Below are 21,512 nucleotides of genomic sequence, written 5' to 3' on the forward strand. Positions count from 1 at the left end.
AATCTATGTTTATCTGCCCTCATCGGCGGTAAAAAAAAGAGAATTTCTCTGGCCACAGATGACAAGGGACTGACGCTGATTTACACAGAGGTCGAGAAGAAATATATGAATAATTTCGATGCTGACAGATTTGGAATCAGGCTTGATCGTGGGTATGAAATCGCATAGCCACCTTGCGGCATCGCGGGTGACAGTTGCCTAAGTCCTGATGCAAAAAGATGCCTATTTAATTGACTTTCATAGATTAGTTTCGCTCTTTTGTAGCTCTTTTTGGAGAGTATTCTTGACACGATCGTACTCACCCTCGATTTGAGCCAAAAGCGTTGAGGCTTGATCGAGTTCACCAGATGTACTCATAACTTCTAGCGTGGCACAAAGCTTGGCCAGAGGAGCCGCGCTTAGATTCGCACTACTGCCTTTGAGGGTATGAGCCACTCGGTTTAGGGTTTGAGTATCCGCTTGGGCGATCGCTAATTTCATAGCTTGTAGCAACTTTAGAGATTCCTCAAAGTAGCAGTTCGCCAGCAAGCTCAAAATCTGGGTTGAATCTTGATCGATGCTGCTACAGAAGGCTTGCAGTTCAGTGAGGTTAACCGCTGGCATATCAATTTCTGGCTTGTGGCTATCTGATTCCTCCTTTTGGGCCTGCTGCGGTTCCGGGTTGGGTGGACACTGACTCAGCGCTTGGATGAGAGCATCTACTCGAATTGGTTTACTGATATAGTCATTCATGCCAGCATCAAGACAAACCTGGCGATCGCCCTGCATTGCATTTGCCGTCATTGCAACAATCCAGGGACGAGCATGAGCCGGCCACTCCTGGCAAATACGACGGCTGGCTTCTAGTCCATCCATCTCTGGCATTTGTACATCCATCAGCACTACATCATAAGGCTGGCGATTCAGGGCTTCCAAAACTTCCAATCCATTGGCAGCAACATCGGCCCGGTATCCCAAACGCTCTAACAGCAGCAGTGCCACCTTCTGATTCACTAGATGATCCTCTGCTAACAGAATTCGCAGTGGAAGTCTCTGGGCAAGTTTAATCTCATCCTGAACAGAGCTAGGGGGGCGCTGTTGAACTTTCGTCGGTTGGGCTTGTAGCACCTGGGTCAGGACTTCATAAAGTTGGGATTGTTTGATGGGTTTGCTTAAACAAGCCGCAAAGTGGGTGGAGAGTTCTGAAGAACTCACTTCTGGTTTGCCCATTGAAGTCAGCATCACCAGGGGTAAACGGTGGCACTTAGGATGCTGGTGGATGGCTGAGGCGAGTGTGAAGCCGTCGATTTGTGGCATTTGCATATCTAAAATAGCGACATCAAACGTTTCTCCATTCTCAAGCCAGTTGAGCGCTTCCACCGCCGATTGGGCAGCGCGAATCTGCATCCCCCAAGTCTCAGCTTGCAATGTCAGAATTTGTCGGTTAGTGGCCAGATCATCCACGATTAATAAATGCTTGCCAGATAGTTCTGGTAGCATTTCAATCTGTTCGGCTAACTCAGTAGCAACAGAGGATGCCACAATCGTGAAGTAGAAGGTCGAACCCATTGAGACTCGATGAGGCTTAGCGGCTTGCCATTTGGGTGAAGGGGTTCCTCCGACGTGGCCGGAACTCTCAACCCACATCATGCCGTTCATCGTTTCAGTAAGTCGCTTACTAATCGCCAGACCTAAACCAGTCCCTCCATACTGCCGAGTCGTCGAAGCATCTACTTGACTAAAAGACTTAAACAGTCGATCGAGCCGGTTGGCTGGAATACCAATGCCTGTGTCTTGAATAGCAAACTGGATTTCATACAAGCTTTCTGACAAGTTCCCTGGCTCAGAAATTGTTTTGTCAGAATCAACTAGAGAGGCTTCCACGGAAATGGTAACTTCCCCAGCTTCAGTAAACTTAATCGCATTGTTGAGCAAGTTAACTAGAATCTGACGGAGACGGGTGACATCACCCAAAATCAACTTAGGAGTCTGAGGCTGGATGAGGTAGCCCAACTCAATATCCTTCTCATCTGCTTTAACTGCAAGTTGGTCGATCGCATTTTCTATGCAATCTCTCAAGCTCAAAGGATGCTTTTCTAACTCCAGCTTGCCCGACTCAATTTTGGAGAAGTCAAGGATGTCGTTGATGATACTCAGAAGGGTATCCCCACTATTACGAATCGTCTCGATAAAGTCTCGCTGTTGAGCCTTGAGTTCTGTATCGAGCAGTAGTCCCGTCATACCAATAACCGCATTCATGGGAGTGCGAATTTCATGGCTCATCATCGCTAGAAACTCACTTTTGGCTCGGCTCGCTGCTTCTGCTTCCCGTCTAGTTTGCTCCAGGGCAAAGTTTTTCAGAGTTAATTCTTCTCGTTGTCGAGTTTCTTGCTCTAGTAATTTGGCTTGAGCTAGGGCAATTCCTACTTGAGCGGCCACTGATTCTAGCAACTCCACTTGATCGGCGGTCCACTGACGGTAACGATCGCACTGGTGCAAACAAATGGCACCATTCGGTTCTCCTTGGTAAGAGGTTCGCACTGCTAATGTCGATCTCAAATTGAGACTGGTACAAATTGAATGAGCACAGGTGAGGAATGAATCGCAGTAGACATCCGGGGAGGCGATAGCTTTATCTTGAGCCATCAACTGTTGGGTATAAGCATGACTCGCGGCCAGAATGTCATTCTCCCCGCTGGGTGCATATCCCACTCCTAAATACTCTGCAACGACAGGAAACTGAGGCTGTGGGTTGTCCAGGTATGTGCGAATTAAGCAGCGACTGGCCCCAAAAGCTTGCCCAATCTGAACAGCGGCCGTTTCAAATATCTGCTGGGCATTGAGGCTTTGACGAATTTCTTGGGTAATTTGCTTCAGCAGTAGGGCTTTTTCCAATTGTCGTTGTAGTGCTTCTTCTGCCTGCTTGCGATCGGTAATATCCTTCATGAAGCAGTGATGCCCGACCAACACATTTTGCTCGTCATAAGCAGAGACCATCACCACTTGTTTATAGAAGCTAGAGCCATTTTTTCGCCTTCCCCTAGCTTCCGCTTCGACTCTGCCGTCCCTCAACATTTGCTGATAAGCAGCCACCATCTTCTCAACATCTTCAGGATGAACGGTTCTTTGCCATTCCATCCCTAGCATTTCCTCATGCCCATATCCACAGATGGCAGCATAAGTCATATTGACAGACATATAGCGTCCTTGAGAGTCCAGGCGAGAAATGCCTGCCACAGCATTTTCTAGCGCCGCACTCATTTGTTGCAGTTCCGCTTCGGCTCGTTTGCGATCGCTAATTTCAATCAGAATGCAACCCACTGCTACAGGCTGCTCTGCATCCTTGAAAATGGGGAAATGAGAAGTTAGCCAGTAGCGCTGGGCAGCAGTTTGACTGGATACTTCTGTGCTAATTTCCAAGTTGATGGAAGGTTTTCCTGTCGTTAAAACCTGTTGTAACAGTGCATTTACACCAGGAGCAAATTCTCCCAAAATCTCATCGGTTGTCTTACCTAAGTGAGCCTCGACAGAGTGGCCATTAATTTCAGCTAGTGCCTCATTGATTTGTAAAAATCGAAACTGCCGATCGTAGATACACAGCCCCACCCCTGCTAGGGAAGCTCCGTTAAAGAAAGCATTTAATAATTGCTCTCTGGCTTGAATTTCCTGCTCCAACTTTTTGCGCTCGGTAGTATCGCTGTGAGAACCAGTCATACGGACAACTGTGCCCGCTTCATCCAAAAGCGCTTGCCCTCGAGCTAAAATCCATTTGTAGCTCCCATCCTTGCAAAGCAATCGATGTTCTGTAATATAAAAGGGAGTTTTGCCCTCAAAGTGATCTTGAATTACTTGCATCACCCAATCGAGATCATTGGGATGCACCCGCTTGCTCCATTCATCCAGGTGATTAGGGATTTCATGATCTTCGTAGCCCAACATCTCTTTCCAGCGAGCGGAGAAGAATACTTCATTGGTGTTGACGTGCCAATCCCATACCCCATCATTACTACCACGTAGGGCGAGTTCCCACCGCTCTTCACTCGCTTGCAGAGCGACTTCTGCCTGATGCCGTTCAATTTCACTACCAATCCATTGAGCCATCAGTTTCAGTAATTCTACATGGGCAGATTTAAAGCTTTCTGCACGGGGAGATTTACTAGAAAAGCTGAGGGTACTGTAGACTTTGCCTGCAACTAACACTCGTGTTCCAATATAAGCTTCTATGCCAAGGGCAAGATAGGCAGGATGGCAACGCCATTTTGATGTGCCTATATGTTCGATGGTTAGGGGTTCATTTGTGTCTAAAGCTTCACAGCACAAAGTTTGCTTAATATCAAAGACATCACCTGCTTTCAGGAGTTGATCGGGCGATCGTGCAACCATCACCTCATAAGTATTATCTTGCACACGAGCCAAGATGCCACTTGCAAGCCCAAAATTCTGACATCCCATGTCAATCAACGCTTGGATACGCTGCTCAAAATTGAGATTTTGGGTAGCAGTGACTTCATATAAAGCTCGTATCGCCGCCTCTCTTGTTCTTAGTTCAGCTTCGGCTTGTTTACGTCTCTTAATTTCAGCTTTCAGAGAGCGATTGATTTTGGATAATCTTTGCGTTCGTTCTTGAACCCGCTGTTCTAATGTAGCGTTGGCCTGTTTAATCTCCCTAAACTTTTGATTTAGCGCGATCGCCATCACTTGAAAATTGCTAGCAAGCTCATTGATTTCAGTAACAGAACTATGTTTCCATTCAAATGTTTTTTCTGAAAGCTTGTTGGGTAAGTCAGTAGTGGCGAGAGCTAAAAAGGATAACGGCTTGACCAGTCGTTCGCTAACCACCGTTGCAGACAAAAATGCCAACATTGTGATGACGAGAAGAATAATCAGATCTATCCTGTAGCGGTTTTGTAAATTTTCTACATAGGGAGCTGCTGGAATTTCTAAGCGTAATCTCCAGTCCAGATCGGAGCTAATAATAAATTCCTGTATATAGAGAGAGTTTTTCCAACGGATCATCGGATAGTTGCCCTTGCTAGGAACCCATTGTTGCAAGGTTCCCTCTAAGGTGCGAGTGCTGCCATCTTTTGACTTATCAACAGTGTTCAAAAGATTTTGGTCGGATTGATTACTGGCAATCTGTCGGTTGTTTTGATCGAACAATGTAATGCGTAATTGGTGATTTTCTTGCTGAAAAATGTATAGAGCTTGGATCTTGCTTAATGCTAATGAAGCGTGGATCAGGCCAAGGAAATTACCTTGAACTTGCAGGGGAAAATTCAATCCTACATGAGGTTCATCAATTAATAAATCGTTGTGGATAGGAGCCATCCAAGGCCTCAACCGCTCTTGAGCCAGGGTAATTAGAGATTTATGTTCGGTGCTTTGTTCAATCAACCACCGACGGGTTTGATTTAAAGGAGAAGAAGCCGCTAAAACTGTTCCCGATGAATCGGCAACATAAATGTTGTCGAAATCTGTAAACCACTGCTCAATCAGGCTAATGTCTTGTTGCAGTTTATCGGATGATTGAATCGCTTGATTAGCAGCAGTGGCGGCTTCAGGAATGAGCGATTTTTCCGCTAATGTATTCAACGCTAAGAGATGTCGCTGATTCCATCTAGATAGATCGCTACTGAGATTTATCCCGTTTGTTTGTAACTCAGTTTGCACAGTCGTCTGAATTTGAGCGACTAAGTATCTACCATCAATAACTAATAGGAGCAGTCCTGGAAAAAAGACAAAAGCAACCAACAGATGAAAAATAGTTTGTTTTAATGAGAAGATATGGAAATGCTTTGAATGCCTAACCCACAGATGACTCGGCGCATAAGAAATGATTAAGCTGGCAACTAAGGCATTAAAAATGCCGTTGACTGCTTGTTTGCACATAACTAGCAAGACTTGAGCCGCCTCCATGTGCAGCATTTGACCGTAGAAAAGCCAAACGAGAGGCATTCCAATTAAGAACCAGTACATCCCATCAAATAAAAGGAGGTTCGGATGTTTGCGCTGGCAAAGAAACCCTACAAACAGTGCCTCAATTACCAAAATGATGGTGGCGTATGGATGATTCCAAAGCAGATAAGTATAGCTGCCTGCTATTAGACTGGCAAAACCTCCCCAACCCCAGCCGAAGTAGTAAGTAATAATCAGTATTGCAATACTGCCAAAGAGGAAATCAACCCCAAAGAAAAGAGACAAATTGAAATAGTTGCCCAGAAAACCCGCTCCAGTGAGAAGGGCGATCGCACCTAACCATCTTTTATTACGCACTGAGCTAGCCCTTCCCATAAACTTTTATACTCGCTAGTTGCTTAATATGACCTGATTCCGATAAAAAAAGCGCCAGAGAGCCTATCTGTTATTTACCTGACAGTTTCCATGAAGATCGCACCACCGATTATTTAGGCTTTAAGACTACAATCAAGACTTACTCATGCAGGACTTGATATTTCGCTCAACTTTTAAGAAAAAATTATTCCAAATTACGAGAGGCTTAGTTTTTACTCTTATGATTTAATGAGTTCACTCATTAACTGTATGAGTCTTGGTACAAAAAGTATTACGACCTTGGTCTTTGGCTTGATAAAGTGCTGCATCGGCAGCAGTAATTAAAGTTTCTGGCAGGCTCTCTTGCGTGGGAATCACAGTGGTAATACCGAAGCTGAGGGTAATGCAATGATTCGGAGAACTCTTATGGACTATTGCTAAAGCTTGGACGCGAGCCTGAATTTTTTTAACTATTTTGACGGCTCCCTCCAGCTCTGTTTCGGGCAAAATCACTACAAATTCTTCACCTCCATAACGTGCTACTAAATCTCCAGCTCGATTAATACTGCAATTGAGAGCTGCCGCAACTTGCTTTAAACATAGATCCCCTGCTTGGTGTCCATAAGTATCGTTGTAAGGCTTGAACAAATCGATATCACACAAAATCAGTGACAAAGGAGTTTGCTGCCTCGTCATGCGTCGCCACTCCTCCTCTAGCTGTTGGTCAAACTGACGGCGATTGGCAATCTGAGTCAAGCCGTCAATTGACGCGAGGTATTTTAATTGCCGATTGGCGGCTTCTAGCTGTTTGTAAAGTAGGGTTTGTTGCTGTTGCAAGTGGAATTGCTGAATCAACCGTCGCACTCTCTGTCGCAGAACAGCCCAGTGAATCGGCTTAGTGATATAGTCAGCCGCTCCCGCTGCAAACGCTCGATCGACAGATTCTTTGTCTTCTAAGCTAGTAATCATCAAAATAGGTGGGCGATCGCTCTCAGGCACTTCAGATAATTTTTGACAACAAGCAAAACCATCCATAGTAGGCATCACTGCATCTAGCAGGATCAGGTCTGGATTTGATTCCTCATAAGCTGCTAGCCCTGTCAACCCATCATTAGCTTCGGCCACTCGGTATTTTTCCTTCTGTAAATACAGTCGAAGTTGCAAACGCATCAAGGCATCGTCATCCACAATGAGAATTAGAGAGGACGGTTCCGTAGATGCGTTACTCGAAATGGCTGACTCTTCTAATGATTGATACATACGTCATTGTGTATCTCAAGCTTTGGAAACATTCTAGCCTAGCATATTTTGAGCTTGGGATGGAAAGTTAAAATGGGGAAAATATGTCATAAATTATACACCATATCAGCTTCCGCAACAACATCCTAGACAGCGTCGGGTTGGTTAAACCAACAGCCACAGTCTACTTAAAATTTATCGCTTTTTTTCGGAGATATAAAGTCCGGTAACTTGCGCTAATATTTGTAAATATGTAATTATTCTTGGGGGCATTAAACTGTTTTTACAACGTCAAGCGATCTTTGACGAACGATCACCTGTTATCCCACTATCGTCGATCGGATAATATGCTATATTTTTTAAATTAATTCAAACTTTTTCAGGTGCATCAAATTCCTCCCTCATCTTTGAGGGATCGTCCGAGCTATTTTTGGGGAATACCTCTGATGGTCACACTATCACGTATCGCTTCCCCCTTGGTTGAGCGTTTGTTAGCACCAGGAAGCTCTGACTGCAAAAAAGCGTAAGCTTTGTTAAGAAACCTTTACAGAGTTCTGCGCGAGCTGGGATAGGTTTTTTCTCTTTTTTCTCCCCATAATCCCCCAGATAGTGTCTAAACTCCTGTCTTTGGGCTTGATTAGGGAACACATCGTCAAAGCCTTGGCATCATCTTTCAAAGCCTGGGAGCATGGATGTCCCAACTGTTGATCTCATCAGATTCCATCAGGAAAGAGACTAAGCTCAAAAGTTGACTCTATATATCTTAGCTTTATTTCTCACTCAATTTTTTGCTAAAGTCCCCCTATTAAAAATAGAAGCTCTACTATAATCACTGGGAAAGAGTAAATTAACTTGATGGAGGTAACTTACTATGGAAGTAGCACGACCTGATTTTTCTCAAAATTTTTCTCAAAGCGTTCAAAAAACGAAAGAAGTTTGGACTGAAAAAGTCGGAAAAGCAGTGAATTCTGTTTCAGAAGCAACAGCACAAGCTAAATCTTCTCTCTCCGAAACTGCGTATCACGCAAAAGAATCTCTGACTCAAACTACGAATTCTGCCGTTAATACTGTGAATCAAGCTACGAACAATGCTTTAGGTACTGTAGCGGATAAAACAGAAAAAGCGAGAATTTCTATATCTGAAGTCGCGAATCAAGCAGTTAGTCGCGTCAGTGAAAGTACCAACAAAGCTGTTGATGCTGTTTCTCACTCTGTGGCAACTGCTAAAGAAACTATTAATCAAACTACTAACTCTGCGGTCAATACTCTGAATCAAAGCACTAGCCAAGCTGTAGAGAGTGTAAATCAAGCTACAGAAAAGGCTAAGGCTTCATTAGAAGATAGCATTAACAAGGCGGGAAATATGAGCGGTGCCGCTTCAGATGCCATCAAAAGTGCTATCAATGGTACTGTCAAAGATTGGATTGACGCTCACCCTGTAGTCTTCTGGTTGGTGAGTCATCCGCTGATATCTTTAGCAATGTTGCTGATATTTATATTCATTATATTGGGCTTTTTTCAGGCTTTAGGTAGCTTTTTTGCAGAAGGCTGGTTATTTATTCTGCAAAGTCCTGGAAAATTTATGCAAGGGGTTTTGAGTTTCGGCTCTAAATCTGTAAGTAATTTCGGTGCAGTGGCTGTAAACTCCTTGGTTTCAAAGAATCCCGAATACCAAAATAATTCAGGTTTACAACAATTGAGGGGAGTTGAATCAAACAGTTTGGAGTCTCAAGAACGACTTGCTAATATTTTGACAAGGTTGGAGGCAATTCGACAAGAGCAGAATCAGCTTTTACAAGAAGCGTCGGCGATTTTAGGCAACAAATTTAAGGCAGAGTGAGAAGATGTGGCCCGATCGCAAATCGTGGTAAATTTAAGACATCCAGGCTTTCCATCAAAGCCAGATCCATGCAGGCTTGTAGTCGATCGCTCAATACGCCATGCCCGATTCCGAATTTTCCGATGATCTAAAATGGACGCCAGAAGCCAAGGCGAAGCTGAAAAATATTCCCTATTTTGTCCGGGGACAAGCTCGCGTCCGCATCGAGCAGTTGGCCCGCGAAGCCGAAACCGAAGTCGTCACCGTTGACTTAGTTGAGCAAGCTCGCATCGAGTTTGGGCAATAAGGGCTCGAAAGGTACCCTAAAGCTTTACACTATAATTTGCCTGATTTTGATGTTCACAGAGCTACTGAGTCACCCGTGCGGAAAATAGTTATTGCTGGCAACTGGAAAATGTACAAAACTAGGGCAGAATCCCTAGAGTTTCTTCAAGGATTCATGTCCTGCCTGACGGAAACCCCAGAGGAACGGGAAGTCGTGCTTTGCGTTCCCTTCACTTCCTTGGCTGTCCTGTCGAAAAATTTGCACGGCAGCCGGATCAGACTCGGTGCTCAGAACGTCCACTGGCAAGAGTCTGGAGCTTTTACTGGGGAAATTTCCGGGCCAATGCTGAGTGAACTTGGTGTCCGTTATGTCATCATCGGCCACAGCGAGCGACGCCAATATTTTGGGGAAACTGACGAAACGGTGAATTTGCGGCTGAAAGCTGCTCAGAAATACGATTTAATTCCGATTCTGTGCGTTGGGGAAACCAAGCAGCAGCGAGATGCAGGCGAAACTGAAGCTCACATTTTTTCTCAATTGGAAAAAGATTTGGTTGATGTTGACCAAAATAAGTTAGTCATTGCTTATGAGCCTATTTGGGCGATCGGCACTGGCGATACTTGCGAAACGAAGGAAGCTAACCGAGTTATTGGTTTGATTCGCAGTAAATTGACTAATCCTGACGTGCCAATTCAGTACGGCGGCTCTGTTAAACCGGAGAATATTGATGAAGTTATGGCGATGCCTGAGATTGACGGGGTTCTGGTAGGCGGGGCGAGTTTGGAAGCTGCTAGCTTCGATCGAATTGTCAATTATCAGTAATTGCTAATTGGTAATTGCTAATTGGTAATTGGAACAAGGGCGGCGGGAATTAAACAGCGATCGCCTACAATTGTGATGTGCCGTTCAGTGTTTCTCGGATCGGGAGAATTAACCTATGACTGCGATCGTTAAACCCAAACCAGCCTTAGACGAGTTCCTCAAACTTCCTGAAACTGAACCGGCCTCAGAATTTCTTGAGGGACAAATCATTCAGAAGCCCATGCCTGAAGGTGAACACAGCGTACTTCAAGGTGAACTCTGCAAGACTATCAATCAAGTAGCGAAAACTCGGAAAATTGCCAATGCTTTTCCCGAGTTACGCTGCAGTTTTGGCGCCGCATCAATCGTGCCAGATGTAGCAGTATTCCGATGGGAAAGAATTCCTTTTTTGCCGTCGGGTAGAATTGCTAACCGCTTTGACATTAATCCCGACTGGTCGATAGAAATTCTCTCTCCAAACCAAAGCCAAACAAAAGTGCTGAGTAACTTACTCCACTGTTCGCGACACGGAACTGAGTTGGGATGGTTATTAGACCCAGAAGAAGAGAGTATTTTGGCAGTATTTCCAGGACAAAAAGTAGAACTGTATAAACGTGCAGCTCTGTTGCCAATCATTGATAAAATCGAATTATAATTGACAGTTGACACTGTTTTTAGCTGGTTAAGTTTTGGTTGAACAGTCCTGAACGCATTAATAATCAAAGAAACCGGGTTTTTTACAGAATCTGTGGGTTGCAACGAAATATTGTAGTGAAAAACCCGGTTTCTGGCTACCCGTGCGTCCAGTCAAATCTCAAATCCCCCGATCGCCATGACAAATAACCCAGAAAAAATTATTATTAGAAATAAAGTTTTCGAGTGGGGAAAACGTACTTATTTAATGGGCGTTTTAAATGTTACCCCTGACAGTTTTAGCGACGGCGGAGATTTCTATACCATAGAATCTGCTTTGGCGCAAGCGGAAAACATGGTAAAATCGGGAGTTGATATTATTGATATTGGCGGTCAATCTACTCGGCCCGGTGCAGTGGAAATATCCTTAGCAGAGGAGATCGATCGCGTTATACCTCTCGTACAAATACTGCGGCAAAAAGCCGAGATTTTTGGCTCAGTTCCTATTTCTGTCGATACTACCAGAGCGCAGGTTGCCAAAGCTGCGGTTGAGGTCGGAGCGGATATAATTAACGATATTTCGGGAGCAACTTTTGACTCAGAAATGCTGTCAACCGTTGCTAAGTTAAAAGTGCCAATAATTTTAATGCACATTCGGGGAACTCCCCAGACAATGCAAAAACTCACGGATTATCAGGATTTAATTGGGGAAATTAAGGAATTTTTAGAGAGTCGAATTGCGGCGGCAGTTGCTGCGGGGATTGACAAATCTCAAATAATTATCGACCCTGGTATTGGCTTTGCCAAGACTTACAGTCAAAACTTAGAAATCCTGCGCGAGTTGCGAAAATTCAGTGTTTTAAACTGTCCGATTTTAGTAGGAGTATCGCGCAAAAGCTTCATCGGTCACATTTTGAATCAGCCAGAAGCGAAACAAAGAATTTGGGGGACAGCGGCGGCTTGTACAGGTGCGATCGCAAATTCGGCAGATATCTTGCGCGTTCACGATGTCAGAGAAATGGGCGATGTCTCTCAGGTAGCCGACGCTATCTTCAGGAATCAGTCTTGAGAAGTGTTAGTCTCGATAACTGTTATTTCCCTGCCCTCAGAAGGAGGCGTCACATCGGGCATAGAACCCATCAGCTCGCCCAGAGCTTCGCTCATGCTCCTCGGGTCCATAAACAGAATTTTGGCGTTGTCGCTTTCGCCCAATTTTTGTTGAGCGTCTAAGTATTTTTCGGTTACTAAGTAATTCAAAACTTGCTTGCTATTCGGATGAGAGTCTAAAGCTTCAACTAAGAGCCTCATGTACTCCTTAGTGCCGATCGCCTTATTGACCATTGCTTGCCACTCGCTCTTGGTGGCGCGCTCCAATTCCATAGCTTCTTGCACCCTTTTCGGAGGTGTTATGCTTTGAATTTCCACCCGAATTACTTTGACACCCCAAGTTTCGGTAGCTTCGTCCAACTTTTTGAGTAACTTTTTATTCATGTCATCTCGGGAACCCAAGATGTCTTGCATGGGCAATCGACCAATTTCAGCGCGAAACGTCGTTAACACTAAGTTGGCGATCGCATTTTCAATTTGATCTATTCCATAATAAGCTTTCTGTAAATTCACAACCCGCCAATACACAACGGCATCGACTTCGAGAGCCACATTATCTCCCGTGATCGCTGACTGAGGTTTAATGTCTAAAACTCTTTCACGGCTTGTGTCCACGCAGACGACTTTTTCGACCAGGGGGCTGATAAAGTGGAATCCTGGCTTGAGGGTGCGCTTGTATTGACCCAAACGTTCCACTAAAGCTTCGTCGCCACCGCTGACTATTTTGACGCTTGAGTTAACAGCGTAGCCGAGGATGAGCGCAAAGAGCATGGTAAGAATAGACTGCCCCATTTCTATTTTCCTGCTAAGGTTGACTGAGAATCGATCGGAATTCTACTCTAATTTAACTCAAACTCGGCCACACAGTGCTAAAATATCTCGACTGTTAATAACTAACTATTTCATCGGGTGGGCCTCATCGGCTCCGACTCTTACGGCGCTAGTGAAACCCAGCATATCAACAACACGTTTCCACAAAAGACATGAAAAACGATCGAGAGTTTCGCTGGTTCAAACCTTTGAGGTGGATGGCCCCAAGCATTTTGGTGGGTGCAGGAATCTGCAGTGTCGCAGCGGCGCAACCGGCACAAGCTGAGCCAATCGCCCTGCAACTCTCGCAAAACTTGCAGTCGCAGAACTTGCAGCCACCGCGCCGAGGCCCTGCTGTTCGAGAAGTTCTGTCCTACGAGATGAAGGGAGACGAACTCAGGATTTGCAAGCAGGAAGGCAACTCCGAGAAAAAGTGCCAAGTTGTAGGTAAAGGCTACACGATGGGTTTGAGAACTGCCAACGACCTTTACGGTCAAGGAAATGCTGTCAATGCCGAAGCTTTGTACCGGCAACTAATCGCTCGCTATCCCAAAGAAGCGGATGCTTATTACAAGTTGGGAAGTATGCTGTCGGGGCAAGGTAAAATGAGCGATGCGATCGTTCTCTTCCAAAAAGCAATTGAAGTCAACCCGCAGCACGCCAAAGCTCACAACGATTTAGGCGTGGCGATGGCAAGTCAGGGGCAGTTGCCCGAGGCAATTGTTCAGTGGAGACAAGCCGTTAAAATTAACGATCGATATCCCGATGCTTTAAACAATTTAGGAGTCGGTTTGTACCAGCAAGGAGACAAGGAAAACCAAGCGGAGGCCGTAGCCAGCCTGACAAAAGCTAAGGAGTTATTTATCAAGCAAGGTAGAACTCAAGCGGCTAACAGAGTAGATAAAATTTTGGAGGAAATTAATTCGCAGTCGAGCGGTTCCTAAACTCAACCGCCGATCGCCCATTGAAAGAAAAAACATCTTTGGCGATCGGCGTTAATGGGGGTTCAGCGACGGTTAAACACCCCCAAAAACGAGAATCTAAAGCATTTCCTTCAAAACTTGTATAATCAAATCCCCATCCACTCGATCGCTCACAGCAGCCTCACCCAAGCGCACCGGCAACACAAACCGCACCTTGCCATCCTGCACCTTTTTATCTAGTTGCAAAGTATGCAAAATTTCCTCAACATCGACACCCGCCGGCAATTTGGCAGGTAAACCCGCTTTTTCAATCAAAGCAGACTGGCGGCGATCGCACTCAGCATCCCACATTCCCAACTCCACAGCCAACCGGCTTGATGCAGCCATGCCGATTGCCACTCCTTCCCCGTGATTGATCACCTTGTAATTGGTCAAACTTTCCACAGCATGACCGATGGTGTGTCCGTAATTCAAAATCGCCCGCAAACCCGATTCCTTCTCGTCTTTGCTGACCACCTCAGCCTTAGCTTGGCAAGACCTACTCAAAATTTCAGCCAACAAATCCGCCTTCACATAGCGCATTTGATCCAAACGCTTGCAATTCTCCAACTTCCCAAAAAGTTCAGCATCCCAAATCACCCCGTACTTGATGACTTCCGCCATCGCCGAACGAAACTCCCTCGCCGGCAGAGTTTTGAGTACATCCGGGTCAATTAACACCAAACGCGGCTGGTGAAAAGCCCCGATTAAATTCTTCCCTAAAGGATGATTTACCCCCGTTTTGCCGCCAATTGAAGCATCAACCATCGCCAGCAGCGAAGTCGGAACTTGCACGACATTAATTCCCCGCAGCCAAGTCGCCGCAGCAAAACCTGTCATATCGCCCACCACCCCGCCGCCCAAAGCCACCATTGTCGAGGAACGTTCTAAACGGTTTGCTAAAGCCGCACCGTAAATTTTCTGCACCGAATTTAAAGTTTTGTACTGTTCTCCCGGTGGTAAAATGCAGCTACTGACTTCCAGACCGGCCGATTCGAGGGCTGCTGTTGCTCTTTCGCCGTACTGCCGAAAAATCGACTGATTCGACACCAGCAGCACTTTTTTGCCCAAACTTAGATCGCCCATCAGACTGCCGAGTTCGTCTAAACCGCCCGATCGCACGCAAACATTGTAAGATTGTGGCCCCAAGTCAACTTTAATTATGGATTGCATATTTATCTAATTTAGATATTAGATTTTAGATTATAGTTCTTATAGGTCTTTTTATTGATTGTTTTGGAGAAATTGCAATGACTCTTAGCGGAGCAATAACTTATTTTGGGATTTTCGGCGGCATGATCGGCTTGGCGACAGTGCTGATGTTTGGTTTGCGGGCTGTGAAACTCATCTAATTCGCCTGCTTTGTGACTTGGAACTCAGAGATTGAAACCTCTGGTAAAAGTATTGATCGTCCGAAGTCTTTGCGCCCCAAAAATCTCTGATTAAACTAGGAGATTTTGCGCGCAAATGCTTCGGTCGATACAACCTGAGAGTTAAATTAGCTTAATGAGACTCTTGGCTGACTGACAATTCCTGGACGAACACTAATTAATCTAACCCCGAAGATACTTCTCGGCACAAAGCAACAGACCCGAAAAATCTTCTAAAATGAAACGAAAGTAAGGCTGGAAGTTGTTGCGAATCAAAAGAGCAAGACTCCGATACTCAAATATGTTACTAAATTTACCTAAACCTATTGGTTGCAACAAGTTATAGGTGAAAACTCTCACCCTGGCATCTGAATTAATTGGAATATCCAACTATGTTTGCCATAAAGCAATCGCTCAAATCAAATAATAACAAAGCGACGCTACAAAGAAGTCAAACCAGAGCAGGTACGGGGAGTAGTCGCCAGTTTATCCATCCTCAGCCACCGTCGCGTAAGTTCTGTTTAAATATCTGCACCTACTTACATAAGGTCACAATTATTGCAAAGCGGGCGTTTTAACAAACGCTCTGATAATATTTGCCGAGTAGTTAGCTACGATCGAGCTTCTTTAGAAATTTATCCCAGACAAGTAAATCCTGCTACTTGGGCAGCAATACAAAATAACTTAAGATTAGCTTAAAAAATTATGAATGCGATCGCCAACTTACCCGATTATCAAATCACAGAGCAATTATACACAGGTACGCGCACCCTTGTCTATCGAGGCATCCGTACCAGCGACCAACAACCCGTCGCCATCAAATTACTACGAAATGAATACCCAAACTTTAACGAACTCGTTCAATTCCGCAACCAATATACCATTGCCAAAAATCTCGACTTTCCTAGTATTATCAAACCCTTAACCCTAGAAGTATATGGCAATGGCTATGCCTTAGTTATGGAAGACTTTGGTGGAATTTCCCTATCTGATTATCTCCAAACAGCCACGGATGAAAAGCCCCAATATGAATATTTACCTTTAGGTGAATTTCTCAGTATCTCTCTTAATATAACAGAAAGTTTGCACTATTTATACCAAAATAGAGTCATACATAAAGACATAAAACCCGCGAATATTCTGATCGATCCCGCAACAAAAGAAATTAAATTAATTGATTTTAGTATTGCTTCTCTCCTACCAAGAGAAACCCAAGAGATTCAGAATACTAATAATTTAGAAGGCACATTAGCCTATCTTTCTCCTGAACAAACTGGTCGAATGAATCGAGGCATAGACTACCGCACTGACTTTTATTCTCTGGGAATCACATTTTATGAATTATTGACTGGAACATTACCATTTAGTTCGGAAGATGCAATGGAATTGGTACATTGTCACCTGGCAAAACAGCCGATACCCATTCATCAAGTTCATTCAGAAATTCCCCTAGCTTTGTCAGAAATTGTCAGTAAGCTGATCGCAAAAAATGCCGAAGATCGTTATCAGAGTGCCTTGGGAATTAAGCAAGATTTAGAAATCTGTCTAGCTCAACTACAAACTACAGGCACAATAGAACCTTTTGAAATAGGAAAGCGAGATATCAGCGATCGCTTCCTATTTCCCGAAAAACTCTACGGAAGAGAAGCCGAAGTTAATCAACTATTAAATTCCTTCGATCGCGTCGCCAATGGCACAACAGAAATGGTCCTAGTAGCGGGTTTTTCTGGGATTGGGAAAACCGCAGTAGTTAATGAAGTACATAAACCCATTGTTCGGCAACGGGGCTATTTTATTAAAGGGAAATATGACCAATTTCAACGGAATATCCCCTTTTCGGCTTTCGTGGAAGCTTTTCGCGATTTGATGGGGCAACTATTATCAGAATCAGAAGAACAATTGCAAACATGGAAAACTAATATTATCGCAGCAGTGGGAGACAATGGGCAAGTATTAATTGATGTAATTCCTGAGTTAGAAAATATCATCGATAAGCAGCCACCATCCCTAGAGTTATCAGGAACAGCCGCCCAAAATCGATTTAATTTATTATTTCAAAAATTTCTCAAAGTCTTTACCAGTAAAGAACATCCCTTAGTGATGTTTTTAGATGACTGGCAATGGGCTGATTCTGCATCACTGAATTTGCTCTCATTATTGACGCAACAAGATACAGGACATCTATTGATATTAGGTGCTTATCGAGATAATGAAGTTTCCCCTGTGCATCCATTTATCTTAACCGTAGATGAACTGCTCAAAACTGGGGCAACGGTAAATACGATTACATTACCGCCGTTAAGAGAATCGGATATTAATCGATTGGTAGCAGATACGCTAAATTGCGAACTATCTCTTGCCCAGCCTTTGACAAAATTAGTCTATCAAAAAACCCAGGGAAATCCTTTCTTTGCAACTCAGTTCCTCAAAGCTTTACACGATGACAACTTAATTACCTTTAATTGGGATATCCAGCATTGGCAGTGCGATATTGCCCAAATCAAAGCCTTGGCAATTACTGATGATGTTGTTGAATTCATGGCGTTGCAATTGCAGAAATTACCAATTCCAACTCAGGATGTCTTAAAGTTGGCTGCTTGTATAGGGGCGCAGTTCGATTTGCATAATTTGGCAATAGTTTCACAACAATCGGAAACAGAGACAGCGACAGTTTTATGGAGAGCATTGCAGGGTGGAGTAATTTTACCGATTAGTAATGTTTATAAGTTTTATCAGGTTGAAGGCAATAATAACTTAAGCCCTGAAGATGAAAATGCTAATAAACAAAATGCTAGATACAGATTTTTGCACGATCGCGTTCAACAAGCTGCCTATTCTCTGATTCCCTCAGACCAAAAACAGGCTACTCATCTCAAAATCGGTCAACTGCTGCAACAAAAGTTATCAGAAATAGAAAAGGAGGACAAGCTATTTGATATTGTCGGGCATTTGAATTTAGGAAGTCGGTTAATTACTCAAGCTGAAGAACGAGAAGCCTTAGCCAGACTTAACTTAGCAGCAGGACAGAAAGCCAGAAATTCTACAGCCTATTCAGCCGCCAGAAGTTTTGTGCAAATAGGGATTGAGTTGCTAACCTCAGACAGTTGGCAAACTCAGCATGAGTTAACCCTAAATCTTTATGTAGCTGCCGCTGAAACTGCCTACTTGAATGCCGATTTTGATGCTATGGAAGAAATGGCAGATATAGTTTTGCGATCGGCCAAAACAATACTAGATAAAGTCAAAATATTTGAGATTCAAATTAACGCGCTGACAGCAAAGACTCAGATATTAGAAGCGATCACTGTAGGTAGAGTCGCTCTAGCACAATTGGGGATTGAACTGCCCTCTGAACCTGATGAAGCTTTTACTAACACCGCGCTACAAACCCTTACCAAGCAGCTCGAAGGCAAACAGATGGAGGACCTGATTCACCTGCCTATAATGAGCGAGCCTCGGACAATTGCATCAATTCAACTATTAACAATGTTGTTTGCGCCCATTCTGCAAGCAAGTCCGGCCTTGCTGCCTGTGCTTGGCTGCACAATGGTGAGCTTATCACTTCAATTTGGAAATGCGCCCGCATCAACCATCGGATATGTAACTTATGGTATGGTACTGTCTGCTTTTTTGGGAGAGGTAGAAAGGGGTTATAGTTTTGGGCGAGTAGCTCTGAGCTTACTCGATCGGTTTAATGTACGTAAGTTTAAGTGTGTAACCTTAGTGTTGTTTTGTGGTTTTATTCAGCATCGTCGAGAATCAGTAAGGGCTACAATTCCAATGGCAAAAGAGGCTTTTATAGCTGGTATGGAAATCGGTGATTTCCTCTATGCTGGCTACAGCATATTTAATTATTTTTATGATAAGTTTTTCGCTGGATTAGAACTGGATGATTGGGAACCAGAAATCGAAAATTACTGTTCTGTCTTAGCGACTTTGAAGCAATATTCTGCTCTGGCTTATCTAAAGATGCAACAACAAACAGTGCATAACTTGAGGTTAATTATTAATCAACCGGATTTATTAAAAGGCACTGCATACGATGAAGGTTTGATGATTCCTAAGTACCATCAGGATAATGATTTTAATGCGCTAGGTTTTGTTTATGCCTACAAATTAATGCTTGCCTATCTTTTTGGTGACTACACTAACGCCCTAGATTACATTGTCCAAGCTAACCGCTCTTCGATCGCCACAGGAGGACAAGTTCATACTCCTGTTTTCCATTTCTATGCAGGGTTAACCTACTTGACATTTTACTCTACCCAGTCAGAAATTGAGCAAGCTAACACTCTTGAGGAGGTAAAAACCCATCAAACTACACTGGCGGAATGGGCGCACCATGCACCGATGAATCACCAACATAAAGTTAACTTAGTAGAGGCAGAAAAATGCCGAGTTTTAGGCAAGAATTATGAAGCCGGAGATTTGTACGATCGCGCAATTGCCGGAGCCAAAGAAAACCAATATATCCAAGAAGAAGCGTTAGCTAATGAACTAGCAGCTAAATTTTATCTGGGCTGGGGCAAAGAAAAATTTGCTTCTGGATATATGCAGGAAGCATATTACTGTTACACCCGATGGGGTGCGAAGGCGAAAGTTGCTTATTTAGAACAACACTATCCCCAACTACTAGGGGCTATTCTCCAACCGACTAAACGAGCTATCATATCTGGGGGAACAATCTCTCCCACGCTGATGAGAAGCGTAACTAGCACCAGTAACAGCAACACCCAGAATTTATGGTTAGATTTTCCGGCGGTGATGAAAGCAGCACAAGCTATTTCACAGGAAATTGAATTAGAGAAACTATTAGCGACTTTGATGCAAATTGCGATCGCCCATGCCGGAGCGCAAACCGGAATTTTAGTGATTGATCAAGAGGCAAAATGGTTAGTAGTGGCGAAAGCGGATCAAAACCATACAGAAAAGAGGCATATTCCTTTAGCTGAATGTCAAGAATTACCCCAAAAGTTTATTTATTCTGTAGCCAGAAGTCAAACAACGGCGGTTTTTGATAACTTGAGTGCTTCCACTCAATTTGCAGGCGATGGCTATATCATTACCCAGCAGCCTAAATCAGCTTTATGTATTCCGATTAGCAAGCAGGGAAAATTAATCGCGATTTTGTATTTAGAAAATAATCTTACAGTGGGAGCGTTTACAAGCGAGCGCATCGAAACCCTCTCAATTCTTAGTGCTCAAGCCGCTATATCCATTGAAAACGCCCGTTTGTATAAACAAGTAGAAAACTACTCTCAAACCTTGGAAGCGGAAGTAGAGCGAAAAACAGAAGAGTTAAGCCAAAAAGCTTTTGATTTAGAGCAAACATTGAAAAATTTACAACAAACCCAAGCACAATTAATTCAGAGTGAAAAAATGTCAGCCGTCGGTCAACTGGTAGCGGGGATAGCACACGAAATTAATAACCCAGTTACTTTTATTCATAGTAATCTTCAGCCGACAGAAAATTATATCAAAGCTTTGCTGAATTTGCTGGAACTTTATCAGCAAGAATATCCAAATAAAAGCTCAGCAATTAAAGCAAAGATTGAGGAAATTGAGTTAGCATTTATCACGGAAGATTTAACTAAGATCCTGCAATCCATGAAAGTCGGAAGCGAACGAATCAAACAAATTATCCTGAGTTTGCGTAATTTTTCTCGTTTAGACGAAGCAGAAATGAAATCTGTAGATTTACACGCCGGGCTTGAAAGCACTTTACTAATTTTACAAAACCGCTTCCAAGAAAGTGACAATCAACCAAAGGTACAAGTGATTAAAGAGTATGGCAGCCTTCCTCATGTCACCTGTTATGCGAGTGAGATGAATCAGGTATTTATCAGTATTATTAGTAATGCTCTTGATGCTCTCAAACAAGTTAGTAAAACTAATAAACATCCTTTTATTAAGATTCAGACTGAAGTCATAGAAAAAGAGTGGGTAAGAATTGCGATCGCTGATAATGGTAGTGGGATTCCTACCGATATTCAAAAACGCATATTCGAGCCATTTTTTACAACTAAACCTGTGGGTAGTGGTACAGGTTTAGGTTTATCTGTAAGCTATGCTATTATCAAAAAACATGGGGGTAAATTAACCTGTGATTCGACCGTGAGCAGCGGGACAATTTTTGTAATTGAGATTCCGATAAACTATCTGGTATAACTTGAGCTAGAGAGGGACTCAAATTGTTCCTATCACCTCCACAATCAAAAAATCTGGGTTAGAGTTCG

At 43.6% G+C, this 21,512-nt stretch carries 12 protein-coding genes; 8 read left to right on the plus strand and 4 right to left on the minus strand.

Features of this window, described 5'->3' with window-relative positions; genetic code table 11:
* Positions 1 to 237 precede the first annotated feature (237 nt).
* Together QUA77_RS05275 and QUA77_RS05280 are read right to left on the minus strand one after the other, a co-directional pair.
* Positions 238 to 6,252, minus strand: a complete 6,015-nt coding sequence (locus tag QUA77_RS05275; protein WP_333449477.1) for a response regulator — start codon at positions 6,250 to 6,252, stop codon at positions 238 to 240.
* A gap of 252 nt (positions 6,253 to 6,504) precedes the next feature.
* A complete protein-coding gene (locus tag QUA77_RS05280) occupies positions 6,505 to 7,509 on the minus strand; it encodes a PleD family two-component system response regulator (protein WP_333039517.1) in 1,005 nt (334 codons plus the stop codon).
* An 850-nt stretch (positions 7,510 to 8,359) separates the two neighbouring features.
* On the opposite strand from QUA77_RS05280, the gene QUA77_RS05285 reads away from it, so the two are divergent.
* From QUA77_RS05285 to folP, 5 genes are all read left to right on the plus strand, one after another.
* Positions 8,360 to 9,328, plus strand: coding sequence for a hypothetical protein (locus tag QUA77_RS05285; protein ID WP_333449478.1), 969 nt, complete (start codon positions 8,360 to 8,362; stop codon positions 9,326 to 9,328).
* 100 nt (positions 9,329 to 9,428) lie between these two features.
* Complete coding sequence (locus QUA77_RS05290) at positions 9,429 to 9,614, plus strand: PCP reductase family protein (RefSeq protein WP_006633749.1); 186 nt, start codon at positions 9,429 to 9,431, stop codon at positions 9,612 to 9,614.
* 75 nt (positions 9,615 to 9,689) lie between these two features.
* Positions 9,690 to 10,415, plus strand: coding sequence for a triose-phosphate isomerase (gene tpiA / locus QUA77_RS05295; RefSeq protein ID WP_333039556.1), 726 nt, complete (start codon positions 9,690 to 9,692; stop codon positions 10,413 to 10,415).
* A 115-nt stretch (positions 10,416 to 10,530) separates the two neighbouring features.
* Complete coding sequence (locus QUA77_RS05300; RefSeq protein ID WP_333449479.1) at positions 10,531 to 11,049, plus strand: Uma2 family endonuclease; 519 nt, start codon at positions 10,531 to 10,533, stop codon at positions 11,047 to 11,049.
* 177 nt (positions 11,050 to 11,226) lie between these two features.
* Entirely contained in the window at positions 11,227 to 12,096 is an 870-nt protein-coding gene (gene folP, locus QUA77_RS05305; protein WP_333039508.1) for a dihydropteroate synthase, read from the plus strand.
* On the opposite strand, the gene QUA77_RS05310 is transcribed toward folP, so the two are convergent.
* The gene (locus QUA77_RS05310) at positions 12,087 to 12,926 is read right to left on the minus strand and encodes a stomatin-like protein (RefSeq protein ID WP_333039505.1); all 840 of its coding nucleotides are present in this window, start codon (positions 12,924 to 12,926) and stop codon (positions 12,087 to 12,089) included. The genes folP and QUA77_RS05310 overlap by 10 nt on opposite strands.
* Before the next feature lie 191 nt (positions 12,927 to 13,117).
* Between QUA77_RS05310 and QUA77_RS05315 the strand changes: the two genes are divergently transcribed.
* Positions 13,118 to 13,888 (plus strand): tetratricopeptide repeat protein, encoded by a 771-nt coding sequence (locus tag QUA77_RS05315; protein ID WP_333039503.1) that lies wholly within the window; start codon positions 13,118 to 13,120, stop codon positions 13,886 to 13,888.
* A 96-nt stretch (positions 13,889 to 13,984) separates the two neighbouring features.
* On the opposite strand, the gene aroB is transcribed toward QUA77_RS05315, so the two are convergent.
* Positions 13,985 to 15,079, minus strand: a complete 1,095-nt coding sequence (gene aroB / locus QUA77_RS05320; RefSeq protein ID WP_333039501.1) for a 3-dehydroquinate synthase — start codon at positions 15,077 to 15,079, stop codon at positions 13,985 to 13,987.
* Between the two features lie 77 nt (positions 15,080 to 15,156).
* On the opposite strand from aroB, the gene petL reads away from it, so the two are divergent.
* Together petL and QUA77_RS05330 are read left to right on the plus strand one after the other, a co-directional pair.
* Positions 15,157 to 15,258 (plus strand): cytochrome b6-f complex subunit PetL, encoded by a 102-nt coding sequence (gene petL, locus QUA77_RS05325; RefSeq protein WP_006633742.1) that lies wholly within the window; start codon positions 15,157 to 15,159, stop codon positions 15,256 to 15,258.
* Positions 15,259 to 15,981: 723 nt separating this feature from the next.
* Positions 15,982 to 21,444 (plus strand): AAA family ATPase, encoded by a 5,463-nt coding sequence (locus QUA77_RS05330; RefSeq protein ID WP_333449480.1) that lies wholly within the window; start codon positions 15,982 to 15,984, stop codon positions 21,442 to 21,444.
* Positions 21,445 to 21,512 lie beyond the last annotated feature (68 nt).

Source organism: Microcoleus sp. K5-D4, assembly GCF_036704575.1.
Lineage (GTDB): Bacteria > Cyanobacteriota > Cyanobacteriia > Cyanobacteriales > Microcoleaceae > Microcoleus.

What these genes read in the sequence shown, in the direction of transcription:
- folP (WP_333039508.1), top strand. Translation starts at nt 11,227, where the DNA reads ATGACAAATAACCCAGAAAAAATTATTATTAGAAATAAAGTTTTCGAG.
- aroB (WP_333039501.1), bottom strand. Translation starts at nt 15,079, where the DNA reads ATGCAATCCATAATTAAAGTTGACTTGGGGCCACAATCTTACAATGTT.
- QUA77_RS05280 (WP_333039517.1), bottom strand. Translation starts at nt 7,509, where the DNA reads ATGTATCAATCATTAGAAGAGTCAGCCATTTCGAGTAACGCATCTACG.
- QUA77_RS05310 (WP_333039505.1), bottom strand. Translation starts at nt 12,926, where the DNA reads ATGGGGCAGTCTATTCTTACCATGCTCTTTGCGCTCATCCTCGGCTAC.
- QUA77_RS05330 (WP_333449480.1), top strand. Translation starts at nt 15,982, where the DNA reads ATGAATGCGATCGCCAACTTACCCGATTATCAAATCACAGAGCAATTA.
- petL (WP_006633742.1), top strand. Translation starts at nt 15,157, where the DNA reads ATGACTCTTAGCGGAGCAATAACTTATTTTGGGATTTTCGGCGGCATG.
- QUA77_RS05315 (WP_333039503.1), top strand. Translation starts at nt 13,118, where the DNA reads ATGAAAAACGATCGAGAGTTTCGCTGGTTCAAACCTTTGAGGTGGATG.
- QUA77_RS05300 (WP_333449479.1), top strand. Translation starts at nt 10,531, where the DNA reads ATGACTGCGATCGTTAAACCCAAACCAGCCTTAGACGAGTTCCTCAAA.
- QUA77_RS05285 (WP_333449478.1), top strand. Translation starts at nt 8,360, where the DNA reads ATGGAAGTAGCACGACCTGATTTTTCTCAAAATTTTTCTCAAAGCGTT.
- QUA77_RS05290 (WP_006633749.1), top strand. Translation starts at nt 9,429, where the DNA reads ATGCCCGATTCCGAATTTTCCGATGATCTAAAATGGACGCCAGAAGCC.